Origin of the sequence: Streptomyces smyrnaeus (assembly GCF_017676345.1) — a bacterium.
GTDB classification, from domain to species: domain Bacteria; phylum Actinomycetota; class Actinomycetes; order Streptomycetales; family Streptomycetaceae; genus Streptomyces; species Streptomyces smyrnaeus.
The window spans coordinates 25,511-40,681 of record NZ_JAFFZM010000010.1 but is presented as its reverse complement, the minus strand read 5'-3'; the positions used below and the strand labels follow the sequence as shown (position 1 = coordinate 40,681).

Annotated in this window: 11 protein-coding genes and 1 pseudogene; 7 read left to right on the top strand and 5 right to left on the bottom strand. The window is 73.1% G+C overall.

Features of this window, described 5'->3' with window-relative positions:
- Positions 1-16 precede the first annotated feature (16 nt).
- From murC to JW613_RS17655, 3 genes are all read right to left on the bottom strand, one after another.
- The gene (gene murC / locus JW613_RS17665; protein ID WP_209211785.1) at positions 17-1,432 is read right to left on the bottom strand and encodes a UDP-N-acetylmuramate--L-alanine ligase; all 1,416 of its coding nucleotides are present in this window, start codon (positions 1,430-1,432) and stop codon (positions 17-19) included.
- Between the two features lie 133 nt (positions 1,433-1,565).
- The gene (locus tag JW613_RS17660; RefSeq protein WP_209211784.1) at positions 1,566-2,039 is read right to left on the bottom strand and encodes an indole-3-glycerol phosphate synthase; all 474 of its coding nucleotides are present in this window, start codon (positions 2,037-2,039) and stop codon (positions 1,566-1,568) included.
- 100 nt (positions 2,040-2,139) lie between these two features.
- Positions 2,140-2,961: a pyrimidine reductase family protein gene (locus JW613_RS17655; protein ID WP_209211783.1), complete on the bottom strand. Its 822-nt coding sequence runs from the start codon at positions 2,959-2,961 to the stop codon at positions 2,140-2,142.
- Positions 2,962-3,025: 64 nt separating this feature from the next.
- Between JW613_RS17655 and zapE the strand changes: the two genes are divergently transcribed.
- Both zapE and JW613_RS17645 read left to right on the top strand, forming a co-directional pair.
- Positions 3,026-4,150 (top strand): cell division protein ZapE, encoded by a 1,125-nt coding sequence (gene zapE, locus JW613_RS17650; protein ID WP_209211782.1) that lies wholly within the window; start codon positions 3,026-3,028, stop codon positions 4,148-4,150.
- Positions 4,151-4,322: 172 nt separating this feature from the next.
- Positions 4,323-5,720, top strand: coding sequence for an alkaline phosphatase PhoX (locus tag JW613_RS17645; protein WP_209211781.1), 1,398 nt, complete (start codon positions 4,323-4,325; stop codon positions 5,718-5,720).
- Positions 5,721-5,768: 48 nt separating this feature from the next.
- Here JW613_RS17645 and JW613_RS17640 read toward each other — a convergent pair whose 3' ends face one another.
- Positions 5,769-6,446: an ABC transporter gene (locus JW613_RS17640; protein WP_209211780.1), complete on the bottom strand. Its 678-nt coding sequence runs from the start codon at positions 6,444-6,446 to the stop codon at positions 5,769-5,771.
- A complete protein-coding gene (locus JW613_RS17635; protein ID WP_209211779.1) occupies positions 6,443-7,330 on the bottom strand; it encodes an ABC transporter ATP-binding protein in 888 nt (295 codons plus the stop codon). Before JW613_RS17635 ends, JW613_RS17640 begins: the two co-directional genes overlap by 4 nt.
- A gap of 33 nt (positions 7,331-7,363) precedes the next feature.
- Here JW613_RS17635 and JW613_RS17630 point away from each other — a divergent pair, with 33 nt between their 5' ends.
- From JW613_RS17630 to JW613_RS17610, 5 genes and pseudogenes are all read left to right on the top strand, one after another.
- Positions 7,364-8,083 carry a peptidyl-tRNA hydrolase gene (locus JW613_RS17630; protein ID WP_209211778.1) on the top strand — a complete coding sequence of 240 codons (720 nt, stop codon included), beginning with the start codon at positions 7,364-7,366 and terminating at the stop codon, positions 8,081-8,083.
- Between the two features lie 210 nt (positions 8,084-8,293).
- Positions 8,294-10,492, top strand: coding sequence for a hypothetical protein (locus tag JW613_RS17625; protein ID WP_372447962.1), 2,199 nt, complete (start codon positions 8,294-8,296; stop codon positions 10,490-10,492).
- 3 nt (positions 10,493-10,495) lie between these two features.
- Entirely contained in the window at positions 10,496-11,995 is a 1,500-nt protein-coding gene (locus JW613_RS17620) for an ABC transporter substrate-binding protein (RefSeq protein WP_209211776.1), read from the top strand.
- Positions 11,996-12,142: 147 nt separating this feature from the next.
- A pseudogene (locus JW613_RS17615) lies at positions 12,143-13,346 on the top strand (MbnB/TglH/ChrH family RiPP precursor modification enzyme).
- Between the two features lie 196 nt (positions 13,347-13,542).
- Positions 13,543-15,156, top strand: a complete 1,614-nt coding sequence (locus JW613_RS17610) for an alpha/beta hydrolase (RefSeq protein WP_209211775.1) — start codon at positions 13,543-13,545, stop codon at positions 15,154-15,156.
- The last annotated feature ends 15 nt before the right edge of the window (positions 15,157-15,171 follow it).

Here is a 15,171-nt window from a genome sequence, read left to right as displayed (position 1 = left end):
TGCGGGCGGCGGCCCGTCACTCCGCGAGCCGGGCGAGAATCCCGGGGCCCAGCTCCGTGACGTCACCCGCGCCCATGGTGAGAACGAGATCGCCGGGCTCGGCCATTCCCACCACCGCCTCCACGGCCTCGGCCGGCGCGTCCACGGCACGCACGGCCGCGCCCGCGGCCTGCGCCGCGTCGGTGATCAGCGCGCTGGTCACGCCCGGGATCGGGTCCTCGCGCGCCGGATAGATCGGCAGCACGACCGAGCCGTCGGCCAGCGCCAGGGCCTCCCCCATCTCCTTGCCCAGCTCCTGGGTGCGGCTGAAGAGGTGCGGCTGGAAGACCACCAGTACCCGGCTGTCTCGCGCACCGCCCCTGATGGCCTCCAGGTCGGCGGTCATCTCGGTGGGGTGATGGGCGTAGGAGTCGATCACCTGTACGCCACGGGCCAGCCCCTTGAGCTGGAGGCGGCGCTTGACGCCGGTGTACGAGCCGAGCGCGCGCCCCAGCTCCCCGGCGGGCACCCCCAGCGCCGCACCCGCGGCGAGGGCCGCCACCGCGTTGAGGGCGTAGTGGTTGCCGGGGACCGCGACGTCGAAGGCCAGCTCCGCGCTGTCCAGCACGACGACGACCTCGCTGGTCAGCCCCTTCGGGGTGATCTTGAGAACCCGTACGTCGGCGTCCTCGGCCTGCCCGTACGTACGGATGGTGAGCGCACGCTCGCGCGGAGCGGCGCGCAGCCGCCGGGTCAGCTCCCGCGCCCCCTCCTGGTCGGCGGAGATCACCAGGGTGCCGCCGTCCACGATGCGGTCGGCGAACGTCTCGAAGGACTCGTAGATCTCCTCCATGGAGGCGTAGTTGGCGTGGTGGTCGAGTTCCACATTGAGGACGATGGCGACCTCGGGCGCGTACTTGTGGAAACTCCGGTCGCTCTCGTCCGCCTCCGCGACGAAGATCTCCCCGGTGCCCTGGTGCGCGTTGGAGCCGGGTCCCTCCAGATCGCCGCCGATCGCGTAGGAGGGGTCCAGGCCCAGATCGGCCAGGCTGACGGCGAGCATCGAGGTGGTCGTCGTCTTGCCGTGGGTACCGGCGACGGCCAGCGGGCGCAGCCCCTCCATCAGCGCGGCCAGCGCGTCGGCGCGGTGCAGCACCGGAAGACCGCGCCGGTTCGCCTCGACCAGCTCCGGGTTGTCCTCGCGGATGGCGCTGGAGACGACCACGACCGTCGCGTCCGGCGCCAGGTGCGCGGTGGCGTGACCGATGTGGACGGTCACGCCGAAACCGCGCAGCGCGTCGGCCGTCGCCGACTCACGGGCGTCGCTGCCCGCGACCCGGGCGCCGCGCACCGCCAGGATCTTCGCGATGCCGGACATCCCCGCGCCACCGATCCCGACGAAGTGCGGCCGCTCCATGGCGGAGGGGAGGGAGGGAGTGGCGGCAGCGGTCATACGGACTTCTCCTGCTGGCTCGATCGGGCACCTCCCGACCGCGGGCCGGGGAGGACGAGGAACGGCGCAAGCCTATGCGGTGCGGCCTCCCGTCCGGAGCACAGCCACCCCCCTCCCCCGCTGTCCCCGGCCGCTACTCCTCGTCGTTGTGCGCGAACAGCTTCAGCACCGGCACGCCGACCTTGTGCCGGGCCCGGGAGGCCCAGTCCCGGTGGAAGAACTCCTCGACCAGATGGGGGGCGGTCAAGACGATGACCTCGTCGGCGCGGGTCTGGTCGGCGACGGACTTCAGCACATCGAGGGGGTGCTCCTCGATGATCTGACCGACGGCCTCGCAGCCGGCGTCTCTGAGGCGCTTCAAGGAGAGCTCCAGGGCCTGCTCGGCGGGCCCGACGGCGTCGCCGCCCTCGGGCTCGTCGCCCTCACGCACCACTTGGTCCAGTTCGCCGAGCGCCACATCGTCCAGCGCTCGCAGCAGTCGGTCCTGGTCGCCGCGCGGCTGCATGAGGACGACGAAGGAGACGGGCTCCTCGCCGTGCAGCGTCGTCACCATCTCCGCGTCGGCGGACACCAGTGGCTTCTCGATCATCAGCACTGTCGTGATCACGACGGGCGCCCTTTCTGCGGTCGGAAAGAAACCCTGCTGCCCCGTGTTCCCACGGGTCCTGCGATTGTCAGTCTGCCCAGCGACACAGAAGCGGAACGTCTCATTCCGCAGTGGGTCGCAACCGACGGTAACGCGTGAAGAGGAACCCTTCTTCTTCCAGCACCCCTTCCAACGTGAACTCGTCGGGGTCCGGCAGGACGGGCCCGTTCATGATCCGCGGCGCCGATCCGGCGACGATTCGAGGGGAGATCGACAGACATAGCTCATCAAGTACCCCGGCATCGGCGAATTCCCCAAGCAATGTGGGGCCGCCCTCCGTCAGCTGCCGCCGCAGCCCCCGCGCGGCGAGCAGCCCCGGCACTCGCGACGGGTCCGCGGAGCTGCCCTCACCTGCGAAGACGACCTCGGCACCGGCCCGGCTCGCCTCCGCCACCCGGTCCGCCGGGGCACCGCTGCCGGTGATCAGCAGCGTGGGGACGACGGGCTCGGTGAACAGGGGTGCCGAGAAGTCCAGCTCCAGACCGGCGCTGACCACCGCGATGGCGGGCACCGGCGCCTGCCCGGCGGCGGCACGGCGGTCGGCGAAGCCGCTGCGCCGCTTGGCGGGCCGGTACCCCTCCTGGCGTACGGTCCGGGCGCCGACGACCACCACGTCGGCGAGTGCCCGCAGCACCCCGAAGATCCACATGTCGGCCTTGGAGGAGAGCGGCTGGGACCGCCCGCCGTGGTGGATGGCACCGTCCAGGGAGGCGACCATGTTGCCGCGCAGCCACCGGTCCGCTTCGTCGGCGCCCTCGCCCACCGGCGGATAGGCGTACTCCTCGGCGATCTCCGCGATGCTCCACTCCGGGGCCGAGACGTCCGGTGCGGGCGCGTCAGGGGTCGGTACAGGGGCGTTACTCGATGGGAACAGGCGTCGCATGCAGCGCAGTGTGGCACGGCGCACGCCCGGCGGGCGGCACGTCCGCGGGGGCGGGCCGACTAGCATGACAATCGTGTCAACGACCGAAGCGCACATATCCGAGACCGGCTCCCGGGCCCCCGGCGACGCCCCCGCCGCCCTGACCGCACTGGAGCCGCGCGTACCGGCCGACCAGTTGGTTGCCGAGATGGTGCCGCCACCGCGCTTCGACGGCGTGCGCTTCGACACCTACATACCCGACCCCGCGCAGCCCAGCCAGACCGAGGCGGTCCAGGTACTGGCCGCGTTCGCACAGGGCCTCGGCGGCGCGGCGCGGAGCGGCGGCAGCGGCGGGCCTAAGCGCTGGTTCCGCCGGGTGCCCAAGCAGGCGACCCCCGCCGGTCCCCGGGGCGTGTACCTGGACGGCGGCTACGGCGTCGGCAAGACCCATCTGCTCGCCTCCCTGTGGCACGCGGCACCGGCCGCCCCCGAGCGCAAGGCGTTCGGCACCTTCGTCGAGCTGACCAACCTGGTGGGCGCGCTGGGCTTCCAGCAGACCGTGCAGACGCTCGGCGACCACCAGTTGCTGTGCATCGACGAGTTCGAGCTGGACGACCCGGGCGACACGGTGCTCGTCTCCAGCCTGCTGGCCAGACTGGTGGACAACGGCGTGGCCCTCGCGGCGACCTCGAACACGCTGCCGGGCAAGCTGGGCGAGGGGCGGTTCGCCGCCGCCGACTTCCTGCGGGAGATCCAGGGCCTGTCCGCGCACTTCCGCACCCTGCGCATCGACGGCGAGGACTACCGCCACCGCGGGCTGCCCGAGGCCCCCGAGCCGTACACCGACGAAGAGGTCACCCGCGCCGCGCACCGGATACCCGGCGCCTCGCTGGACGCCTTCCCCGCGCTGCTGGACCATCTCTCGCGCGTCCACCCCAGCCGCTACGGCGCGCTGGTCAAGGGCGTGCAGGCGGTCTGTCTGACAGGGCTCGGGCCGGTGCCCGACCAGTCGACTGCGCTGCGCCTGGTCGTGCTCGCCGACCGGCTCTACGACCGCGAGGTCCCCGTGCTGGCCTCCGGAGTGCCCTTCGACGAGCTGTTCAGCGAGGAGATGCTCAAGGGCGGGTACCGCAAGAAGTACTTCCGGGCGATCTCCCGGCTGACCGCGCTCGCCCGGGACGGCGGCGGACTCGCCGGCACCGGCGGCTGATGCGCGCGCCGAGGCCGGCGGCTGATCCGAACCGGGGGCGGCTGATCCGCGTCGGCAGCGGGGTACAGACCCGGCCGAGTTGACTCCGGTTGCGTCCTGAGCGGTGTGCGCTTGCTGGTACGCGTGGTACACACACTGGGTTCACCTGTCCGCCAACAGGGGAGAGTGCCCGATGTCCACGAGCCGACGTCAAGTGCTGGCAAGAACCGGAGCCGCTGGAGCCGCGGTCGCCTTCAGCGGCGCGCTTTCGGAACTGTTCACAGGGACCGCCGCCGCCCAGGCCACCGGCGGCAGGGCGGGCTACGGCCCGCTCGTCCCCGACCCCGACGGGCTGCTCGATCTGCCCAAGGGCTTCCGCTACAAGGTGCTCTCCCGCGAGGGCGATCAGCTCCGCTCGGGAGAGGGCAAGGTCCCCAGCAACTTCGACGGCATGGCCGCCTTCGCCGGTGAGCGGCGCGGCCACGGTCACGGCCATGGCAGGGGCCGCACCTGGCTGGTGCGCAACCACGAGAACCGGATGGACTCCCGGGTGCCCGTCCCCACGGTCGAGGGGCTGACCTACGACCCGGAGGCCGAGGGCGGCTGCACGGTCCTCGAAGTGGACGGCGACAACGACGTGCTGACCGAGCGCGTGGGCATCGCGGGCACCTCCACCAACTGCGCCGGCGGACCGAGCCTCTGGGGCACCTGGCTGACCTGCGAGGAAACCGAGTTCCGGGCCGGCGAGGAGGGCTACACCAAGGACCACGGCTTCATCTTCGAGGTCGGCTTCGACCGGCGCCGCCCCACCTCGGTCGAGCCGCTGAAGGCCATGGGCCGCTTCCAGCACGAGGCCGTCGCCTTCGATCCGCGTACCGGTGTGGTCTACGAGACCGAGGACGCCTTCGACAAACCCTTCGGGCTCTTCTACCGCTTCCTGCCCGACAAGCCCAAGGGCGGATACGGTTCGCTGCACGCGGGTGGCAGGCTGGAGGCCATGCGGGTGCCGGGCGTGCCCGACCTCTCGGCCGTCACCGAGACGGGCAGCTCCTTCGACGGCGTCGAGTGGGTGGAGGTCCCCGACCCGCTCGCCGCGCAGACCCCCATCCGCCTCCAGGACTTCGGCAAGGGGGGCATCACCCATGCACAGAAGCTGGAGGGGTGCTACTGGGGCGGCTCCTGCGTCTACTTCGTCTCCAGCTACGCGCGCAGCGCCGAGGGTTCGCAGGGCGACCACTACGGGCAGATCTGGCGCTACGATCCGCGCCGCCGCCGGCTCACCCTCGTCATCGTCTTCGGCCCCGACACCGATGTGCAGCTGCCGGGCGAGGAGCCCGACAACATCTGCCTCGCCCCCAACGGCGGACTGATGGTGTGCGAGGACGGCGCGGGAGCACAGCACGTCTACGGTCTCACCCGGAAGGGCACGGTCTACCCGATGGCGCGGGGCGCCCAGAACATCGGCACCCCCGAGGAGCCGGAGTGGGGCGAGTTCGCGGGCGTGACCTTCGCACCCGACGGCCGCACCATGTACGTCAACTGCTACACACCGGGCACGACCTTCGCGGTCACCGGGCCCTGGAAGCACTGACGGGACGCGCCCCGAAGGAGCCGGGGAAAGCGGGAAGAACAGGAGCCCTCACTCGCGGCGGGTGGCCACCGCGCAGGCCGCCGCCGCGGCGAGGCCCGCGAGGGCCACGGCGCACAGCGACGGCACCCACGGCACCTGGACGGCTCCCTGTGCCGAGCCGCGGACCAGCCCCGTGACCGCCGCGTTGGCGGGTGAGGCGCCCAGGGCGAGCGCCGCCACGCTGCCCAGCAGCGTGGCGGCCACCGCATATCCCCGGGACCGGACCAGCGGCCGGTTGCCCAGCGCCCCCACCGCGGCCCCCGTCAGCACGCACGCGAGCATTCCGCACAGCCCGGCGCCCACGGCCGGCAGCAAGGGCACGGCGACCGACCCGTCCGTACTGCGCGGGGCACTCGTCGCGGCCACCAGCCCCACTCCCGCGCAGCCGAACAGCAGGGCCGCCACGCCCCCGGCGGCCACACCCGCGAGGTGCACCCGCCAGGCCCCCGCCGCGGCAGCCGCGCAGTGCCGGGCCGCGGGCGGCTCGGCCGTCACACAGCCGCGCACCAGCCAGGCGGCGGAAGGCAGCAGCGCGGCGGCGGCGAGCCCCAACGAGTCCAGCAGCGGCTGCCCGGCCCGCACACCGACGGCCAGCAGCCCGGCGTACAGCAGCAGCGGCGCCAGCCACCGCTGGGAGCGCACCAGCAGGGCGAGTTGATAGCGGATCAGCGCGAGCGTCGCCCTCACCCGGCACTCCCCTCGTCATTCCCCTCGTCCGTCTCCCACTCCCCCAGCGGACGTACGGAGCGGACGTGCCAGCCGGGTCGTGCGGCCAGCAGCACCCGCAGCGCCGCGTCGGAAGCGGGGGCGGGCAGCGTCAGCGACAGCTCGCCGTACGGCGTGAGCCGCGGGCGCGCGCCTGTCGGCAACCCCTCAGGCACCCCGGCCCCGGGCGCCCCCAGCGCTTCGATGCGCGTCATCGCGGGCCGCCGCGCGCCGGCCGGCACCTCGGCCGCCACCCGGCCTCCGGCCGCCACCCGGACGATGACGTGCGGGGCGCCGGCGAGCCGTGCCGGATCGTGGTCGACGAAGACCACGGCGCCGCCCGCGGCCACCCGTTCGCGCACCACACCGTCCAGGACCGTGCGTGCGTCCTGGTCGAGGCCGGTCCAGGCCTCGTCGAGCAGCAGCAGTTCGGGGCCGCCGACCAGGGCCTGCGCGACGGCGACCTTCTGGGCGCTGCCCTTGGACAGCTCCCGCATCCGGGTCGCGGCGTACTGTCCGGCGCCGAGCCGCTCCAGCCAGGCGGCGCCCTCCCGGGCTGCCGCGCGTCGTCCCAGGCCGCGGACCCGGCCCAGATGGGTGAGGTAACCGAGCGCAGGCAACGGGAGTGCGGCGGGAAAGCGTTCGGGGACGTACCCGCGCGTGCGAGGGCGCCCGCGCACCCGCCCCGCGCTGGGCGCGTCGATCCCCGCCAGCAACCGCAGCAGCGTGGACTTGCCGGTTCCGTTACCGCCCTCCACGCGCAGCAGGGTGCCCGCGCGCACGTCGAGGTCGACTCCGCGCAGCACCCAGGGCCCGCCCACCCGGTAGCGGCGGCCCACATCCTCCAGCCTCACGCACCAGATCATAGGGGCGGCATCTACCGCTGGCAGACTGAACAGGTGACCTTCACCGACTCCGCGACCGAGCACCCCGCCGACCCCGAACCCACCGGGGCCGACCGCTTCGTCCTGCCCCTCGTCGTCCGTATCGAGCGCGCCGCGCCACCGGCGCGCACCGACGCCTTGGAGACGGCGGCCCGCGCGGTGCTCACGCTGCTCGCCGACCCCCGCACGGTGGCGGAGACCGGCGCGTGGCACAAGCGGGTACGGCTGTGGGAGGAGCTTCAGATCCGCAAGGTCGTACGGCGGGCGCGGGGCGCGGAGTGGCGGCGCGCTCAGCCGCTGGAGGGCATCACCGTGGCCGGGAGCAGCGCCGAGGTGCGGGTCTTTCCGCCGGTCCCGCTGGACGGCTGGCCCAAGGAGCTGGCGCGGCTGCAGGTCTCGGGTACGGAGTTGGACGATCCGAAGCCGCCGGTCGCCCCCGACCCCGGTACGCCCGTGCTCTGGCTCAACCCCGAGGTGGAGATGTCGGCGGGCAAGGCGATGGCACAGGCCGGACACGGCGCGCAGCTGGCCTGGTGGCGGTTGGGGGCCGCCGGGCGCACGGCCTGGCAGCAGGCGGGGTTTCCGCTCGCGGTGCGTCCGGCGCGCGACGGAGCCCACTGGGCGCAGCTGACCGGCAGCGGACTCCCCGTGGTGCGGGACGCCGGGTTCACGGAGGTCGCCCCCGGCTCGTGCACGGTCGTCGCTGAGCACCCGGCGCTGCGTACCGCGGGCTGAACCCGCCGACCCGGTGACCGAACCCGCCGAGCCGCGAGCTGAACCCGCCGGTCCGCGGCCGATGCCGGGGAATCCCCTGCCACTCGGCCACGGATAGTGGCATCCTCCTCACAGGACGCACAGAGTGGGACACGAAGCGTGCGGCGCGTACCAGCGGGCATCAAGCCCGGGCGGGGCGCGGAGCGCGAGGTGCCGGGGGGCGTGCGAGACATGACACAGGTGTATCCGGGGCGGGCGGGGGTCACCGTTCCCACCGCCCCCGCCGGATTGGTGGAGCTGGTCGGCGAGTGTCTGACGCAGCCGCCGGAGGCGGAGCGGCCGGTGATCGTGCTGCTGGGGCCCCGCGGCTCCGGCGCCAGCGACGCGCACGGGGCGCTGATGGCGCGGTTCGGCACCGACCAGGCGCCGTTCGCCTATCTCAACTTCGGCTCCGAGCAGCCCCTGCGCCCCCGGTACGCGCTGGGCCTGATCGCCAGGCAGTTGGAGCGGAAGCTGGCCCGCTACCGGGTCTCCCGCTTCCCCCGGCTCACGCTGGGCCTGCTGGCCTCCGACAGCGACATCGGCGACCTCGGCACGGTGCCGCTGCGCGACCAGCGGCGCCAGCTGCACCGTCGCCTCAGCCACTTCGAGGACCGCACCTTCGAGAACTACGGCGACTACCTCTCCGGCTTCCTCCAGGTGGGCAGATCCGCGCTCGGCCTGCCGGCCGGCATCCCGTCGGTGTTCGAGGACATGGTGATGGGCGCGGCGCGCGACGGCGCCCGTATGGTGTCCGGGCTGCTGTCGCGGCACCGCTTCACCGAGAGCGCCCGCTGGTACGCCGCACACCGGCTGACCGGCGGCTCCAATCCGTGGGACGCGGTGATCGAGCTCAACCACTGGCGCCTGGGCTCCGCGGAGAACGTGGAGAAGCTGGAGCAGATCCTGTTCGCGGCGTTCCTGGAGGACCTGCGGCGGAACGCGGAACTGTCGTTCGCGCCGGGCTCGTATCTGCTGCTGCTCGACGGCTGCCACACCGAACACGGCCGCCGCTTCCTGCAACTGCTGCTGACCACCCGCGAGGACACCTGGGCGGCGACCCGCAGCCTCGGCTCCCCGACAGCGCCGACGGGTGATCCGCTCACCGTCGTCGCCAGCACGAACAGATGGCTGCCGGGCTGGGGACCGCCCTCGGGGGAGCCGTGGGGGTGGTCCGTCCGCACCCCGGACCACGCGGGGCTGTCCGACTGGCGCCGGCGCAGACCGCCGGGGAGCGGAGCGTACTGGTATCCGCTGCGGCTGCGGGACCTGACGCTGGACGAAGTACGGACCCGGCTCTCCGACCGGCCGCAGCGCGACCCGGCGCTCGCCCCGTTCGTGCACCGGCTCACCTGCGGACTGCCGCGCGCCGTCCAGCAGGTGCTGACGCTGCTGGACCAGGCTGACCTGCCGGCGGGCAGCGGCCACGAGCGGGCGGCGTGGCTGCGGCGGCTGCCCGAACGGACGCTGCCGGGCCCGATCCATCCCGCCCGGCTCGGGCGGCAGGACGGTCGGCAGCAAGGCGGCGGCCGGACCGGTGCCGGTCGGCAGGAGGCACGGCAGGACGGCCGGCAGGACGGCGACGGGCCCGGTCGTCGCACCTCCGCCGACCGGCCGCCGCTCCCGGCCGGTGACGAGGGCGTCCGGCTGGTCGAGGCGGCACTGGATCCACTGCTCGACGGCTTCGACGCCGCCGAGCGGGCCACGCTGGAGGCGTGCGCGGCAACACCTGATCTCTCCGTCGGCTGCCAGGTGTTCGGCGAGGGCGCGGGCTCGGCGCGCGCGGAGCCCTCGGGCTCCCTGTTCACCAAGGCCCACGCGGGTTTCCTGCTCGCGCACGGCCACCCCGACGACCGTCCCGTGCTGCACCCGTGGCCGCGGCGGCTGCTGCTGTGGCGGCTCGCCGAGCGGCCCGGCGACTGGGAGGCCGCGCACCAGCGGCTGAGCGACCACTACACCGCCGAGGGGCAGCCGGTGCGCGCGATGTACCACCGGCTGGCCCTGCAGCAGATCGGCGCGGTCACCGAGTTCCTGGTGCGGCGCCTGGAGTCGGTGGACACACCGCGCTGGGTGGCGGAGTTCAACACCGTCACCGCCGCACCCACCCGCGTCCCCCTGGAGAAGGTCTACCGCGATCTGCTCGGCCCGCTCACCCGCTCCCTCTCGGCCGCCGAGACCCCGCTGGAGGCGGCCGTGCGCGGTCTGCTGGTGGCCCGCTGGCTGTGGAACGACCCGCTGGTGGACCCCGAGATGCGGCTCGGCCCCACACTCGCCGCCCGGTTCGAGCGGCTGTCCGAGGAGCATCCGCGCGGGGAGAGCCTCCACCTGCTCAACGAGGCCGAACGGTACCGCAGTTGGATCCACCCCCAAACGTGGATCGAGGAAGGGTGAAGCATGTTCCGGATCACCTGGCCGCTGCACGTCGTCAAGCGCGTCCTCGCCGTCGTGGCGGCCCTGGCCGTGCTGGGTGTCGCGGTACCGCTGACCTACCAGTGGCTGAGCGAGCGCGGTTCCCGCTGTGCCGACGGCGTCGTCAAGGCGGACGTCCAGGGCCACCCGGGCAAACAGGAGTGTGTCGGGGTCACGGACGGCTCGCACGCCTTCGCACCGCATCTGCGGACCGTCACCGAGCGGATCAAGGCGGAGAACGACCGGGTGGCGAAGAAGGAGGACCGCTACGTCAGCATCGCCTATCTGACGACGTTCACCCTCACCGACGACGACAGCAACTCGGCCGAGTCGGTCCGGCACGAGCTGGAGGGCGCCTACCTGGCGCAGCGCCGCCACAACACCGGTGATCTGCGGGGCTCCCCCAAGATCCGGCTGCTGATCGCCAACTCGGGCAGTTCCTCGGCACACTGGCAACAGATCGTCGACCGGCTCGCGGAGCGCACCAAGGCCCCGGACCGGCTGGTGGCCGTCACCGGTCTGGGCCCGAGCACGACGGAGAACCTGAGTGCCCTCCGCGCGCTGGAGAAGCACCGGATCGCGATGGTGGCCAGCACGATGACCGCCACCAACATCCGCGACATAACCGGGTTCGTGCGCGTCGCGCCGACCAATATCGACGAGGCGCGGGCCGCGGCCGGGTATCTGCGCCGCAAGGACGTCCGTACCGCAGTGATCGTGCAGGACATCGCGCGCAAGAACCACTACGCGAACACGCTGGGACCCGCCTTCGAGAAGGCGTTCCCCGACAAGAAGGGCGAACACCGGATCGTCGCGGACGAGGAGCTGACCTTCGACTCGTCGGCACGCACCGGCTGGGAGAACGAGATCCGCCATATGACCGGCCAGTTGTGCCAGCAGAAGCCGCAGGTCGTCTTCTTCGCCGGACGCGGCCGGCACCTCACCCACTTCCTCGACTCGCTCGCCAACCGCACCTGCACCGACCAGAAGTTCCGCGTCGTCACCGGTGACGACACCACCAACCTGACCGTGCGCGAACTGGAGCGGGCGCACCGCACCGGCGTCGAGGTGCTGTACACGGGACTCGCGCACCCCGACATGTGGGACAGCGGCGCGGCCGGGAAGCGCGCGGTCTCCGCCGCGACGGCCCGCAAGTTCCGTGCCGGGGGCGAGCTGGACCGCTGGTTCCCCCGCGACGACCGCGACGACGGGCAGGCCATCATGGCGCACGACGCCGTACTGACGGCGGCCCGCGGAGTGAGCATGGCGGCGCAGTGGGGCGGCGAGGTGGCCGGCGAGTCGGTCGGCCGGATGTTCCACAAGATGAACCTCGACGACAGCGTGCCCGGCGGCAGCGGCTTCCTCTCCTTCCTCAACAACGGCAACCCGCGCAACAAGGCGGTGCCCATCCTGCGGCTGACAGAGCACAAACGCGCCGAGTTCGTCGAGGTCTCGGCCCCGCGCGGAGCGCCGCCCGACAAGTGAGGCGCGCAGGGCGGCCACACGCTCCGGCCGAAGCTCAAGTGCGGCTCTGAAGACCGGGCGGGCACGCATGAACCGCCGCCGACCGAGCAGGAATCCCCCGCGCGGCTCAGGGAGGGATCCCCCGCGCGGCACGGGGAGGAGTGAGAGATGGAGCAGCTGGGCACGGGGATCGGCTGGCGGCCCGAGATAGCGGACGGGATCGAGGCACTGCCGGGCATCGACTGGGTCGAGGTCGTCGCGGAGAACATCTGTCCAGGGCACCTCCCGGACTCGCTGCTGCGGCTGCGGGCGCGCGGCACGGTCGTGGTGCCGCACGGGGTCGCGCTCGGCCTCGGAAGTGCCGAGCGTCCCGCCCAGGAACGGCTCACGGCGCTCGCGGAGTGCGCCGAGGCCCTGGGCGCTCCCCTGGTGACGGAGCACATCGCGTTCGTACGGGCCGGCGGCGGCGACAGCGGGCTGCCCCGGATGGAGGCGGGTCACCTGCTGCCGGTACCCCGCACCCGGGATGCGCTGGACGTGCTGTGCGAGAACATCCGCATCGCGCAGGACGCGCTGCCGGTGCCGCTCGCCGTGGAGAACATCGCGGCCCTGATCAGCTGGCCGGACGAGGAGCTGAGCGAGGGCGAGTTCCTCGCCGAGCTGGTCGAGCGCACCGGCGTGGGCCTGCTGATCGATGTCGCCAATCTGCACACCAACCGGGTGAACCGGGGCGAGGACCCGGTGGCCGCGCTGGACCGGCTGCCGCTGGAGGCGCTCGCGTACGTCCATGTGGCGGGCGGAGTCGAACGTGACGGCGTCTGGCACGACAGCCACGGCCATCCGGTGACCGGGCCGGTGCTTGATGTGCTGGCCCAGCTGTGCGCCAGGACGGTGCCGCCCGGTGTGCTGCTGGAGCGCGACGAGAACTTCCCGCCGCTCGCCGAGCTCGCCGGGGAGCTGGAGCGGATCGGTGCCGTGGTCCGCGCCGCGCGTCAGGAGGCCACCGGTGTCCGATGACGCGCGGGCCCGGCTGGGCCGGGCCCAGGCGGCGCTGCTGTCGGCGCTGGTCGCCGACGCGCCCGCGCCGCCCGGCTTCGATCCGGCCAGGCTCAGGGTGCAGGCCGGGGCGCTGCGGGCCAAGCGCGCCGACATCGTCGCCAAGGTGGCCCCTCAGCTGCCGGCCCTCCTCGGCGAGGCGGAGTACCGCAGGCTGTTCAACGCCTATGCGACAGGGCGTCCCATGGAGGCCAACTACCGGTGGGACGCCCTGCACTTCGCCGCGTACGTGCTGGAGCGGGCCCGGCTGCCCCGCCGCTCGCGCCGGGAGCTCAAACGCTGGTACAGACACCGCACCGGCCCGGCGCCCCGCTGAGGCGGCCGGCCGGTCCGGACAGCCGCCCTCGGCCCCCGGTGCCCTCCGATGCCACGGCACACCCCATCCGAGGGGTGTTCCGCGACACCGGATGAGGATGCTTTACATCTGCGTATGAGCCGCTGAGCATCCAATATGAACGGCAGTGCTCGGAGCACGGCTGACGGAGCAACAGCGACACACAGCGGGAGCCCCAGTGCGTGCAGCAGCGATCCCCTCCACAGCCGGTGCCCTGGCCCTGGCCCTCGCCCTGGCGCCTGCCTCCGGGGCCGACGCCCGCGACGACTCCCGTCCTTCGGACGGCGTACCGGAGTCGGCCGGTGTCGCCGCGGCGGCCCGGGAGGCCGCCGCCGACGGCATCCGGTGGCGGCACTGTCCCGCCGCCGAGCGCCTGCCCCGGTCCGTCGAGTGCGGCACGGTCTCGGTCCCGGTGGACTACGCGCGGCCGGACGGCGAGCACATCTCCCTCACCGTCAGCAGGGCCCGGGCCACCGGTGAGGCCGACAAACGCCTGGGGCCGCTCGTCTACAACCCGGGGGGCCCGGGCGGCAACGGGATGAACTTCCCCCTCTATCCCCGGCTCGGCGGCCTGTGGAAGCGCCTCAACACCCGCTACGACTTCATCGGCTACGCCCCTCGCGGCGTCGGCCGCTCCGACCCGCTCTCCTGCCAGGACCCCGAGGAGTTCCTCAAGGGCCCCAACTTCGCCCCCGAGCGCCCCACCTGGGCGTTCAAACAGGCCATGAACCGGAAGGCCGCGGCCTACGCCGCCGGGTGCGCCGAGGCCCAGCCCGACCGGCTGCGGCACTACACGACGCCGAACAACGCCCGCGACCTGGATGTGCTGCGCGCCGCGCTGGGGCAGCGCAAGCTCAGCTACTTCGGCGTGTCCTACGGCACGTACATCGGCTCCGTCTACGCGACCCTCTTCCCCGGCCACGTGGGGCGCCTCGTGCTGGACAGCGTGGTCGACCCGTCCCCCGGCAGCGTGTGGTACCAGGCCAACCTCGACCAGAACCGGGCCTTCCAGCGGCGCTGGGAGGACTGGAAGACATGGGTCGCCCGGCACCACGACACCTACCGGCTGGGCCGCACGGCCCGCCAGGTGCAGGAGTCCTTCGACGCCGTACGGGCAGCCGTGGACCGCGAGCCGGCGGGCGGGACGGTCGGCTCCAAGGAACTGCTGAACACCTTCTTGGACACCGGCTACGCGGACGTGACCTGGGCCCCGTACGCCCGGGCGCTCGCGGACTTCCGCAAGGGCGACCCGCAGGCACTGGTGAAGGTGGCGGCGCCCGAGATGAAACGGGCCGGGAGCGAGGAGAACGGCAACGCCGTCTACAACGCCGTCGAGTGCCAGGACGCTCCCTGGCCCCGCGACTGGACCCGCTGGGACCGGGACAACACCGCCACCGCGGCGGTGGCCCCGTTCAACACCTGGAACAACGCCTGGATGAACCTGCCGTGCGCCTACTGGAAGACGGAATCGGCCACCCCCACGAACGTCCGCGCAAAACCCGGGGAGCTGCCTCCCGTGCTCCTGGTGGCCGCGACCCGGGACGCGGCCACCCCCTACAAGGGCGCGCTGGAGACCCGGCGCCGGCTGCCGGGCTCCGCACTGGTGACCGAGCGCGGCGCGGGCAACCACGGGGTGAGCGGCGGCAACGCGTGCGTGGACCAGCACGTCGAGCGATACCTCTTCCAGGGCAGGACGCCGGGCCACCATGCGGAGTGCGGCGCCCGGCCCGCGCCCGAGCCGGGCGCCGCGAAGAAGTCGCCACCGGCCACCGTCGCGCGGGCCGGGCGCTGAACGGTCGGCTACCGG

Excerpts from the sequence above, each read along its gene's own strand:
- JW613_RS17645 (WP_209211781.1), top strand. The coding sequence starts at position 4,323 with ATGTCCACGAGCCGACGTCAAGTGCTGGCAAGAACCGGAGCCGCTGGA.
- JW613_RS17635 (WP_209211779.1), bottom strand. The coding sequence starts at position 7,330 with ATGATCTGGTGCGTGAGGCTGGAGGATGTGGGCCGCCGCTACCGGGTG.
- JW613_RS17625 (WP_372447962.1), top strand. The coding sequence starts at position 8,294 with ATGACACAGGTGTATCCGGGGCGGGCGGGGGTCACCGTTCCCACCGCC.
- murC (WP_209211785.1), bottom strand. The coding sequence starts at position 1,432 with ATGACCGCTGCCGCCACTCCCTCCCTCCCCTCCGCCATGGAGCGGCCG.
- JW613_RS17620 (WP_209211776.1), top strand. The coding sequence starts at position 10,496 with ATGTTCCGGATCACCTGGCCGCTGCACGTCGTCAAGCGCGTCCTCGCC.
- zapE (WP_209211782.1), top strand. The coding sequence starts at position 3,026 with ATGACAATCGTGTCAACGACCGAAGCGCACATATCCGAGACCGGCTCC.
- JW613_RS17655 (WP_209211783.1), bottom strand. The coding sequence starts at position 2,961 with ATGCGACGCCTGTTCCCATCGAGTAACGCCCCTGTACCGACCCCTGAC.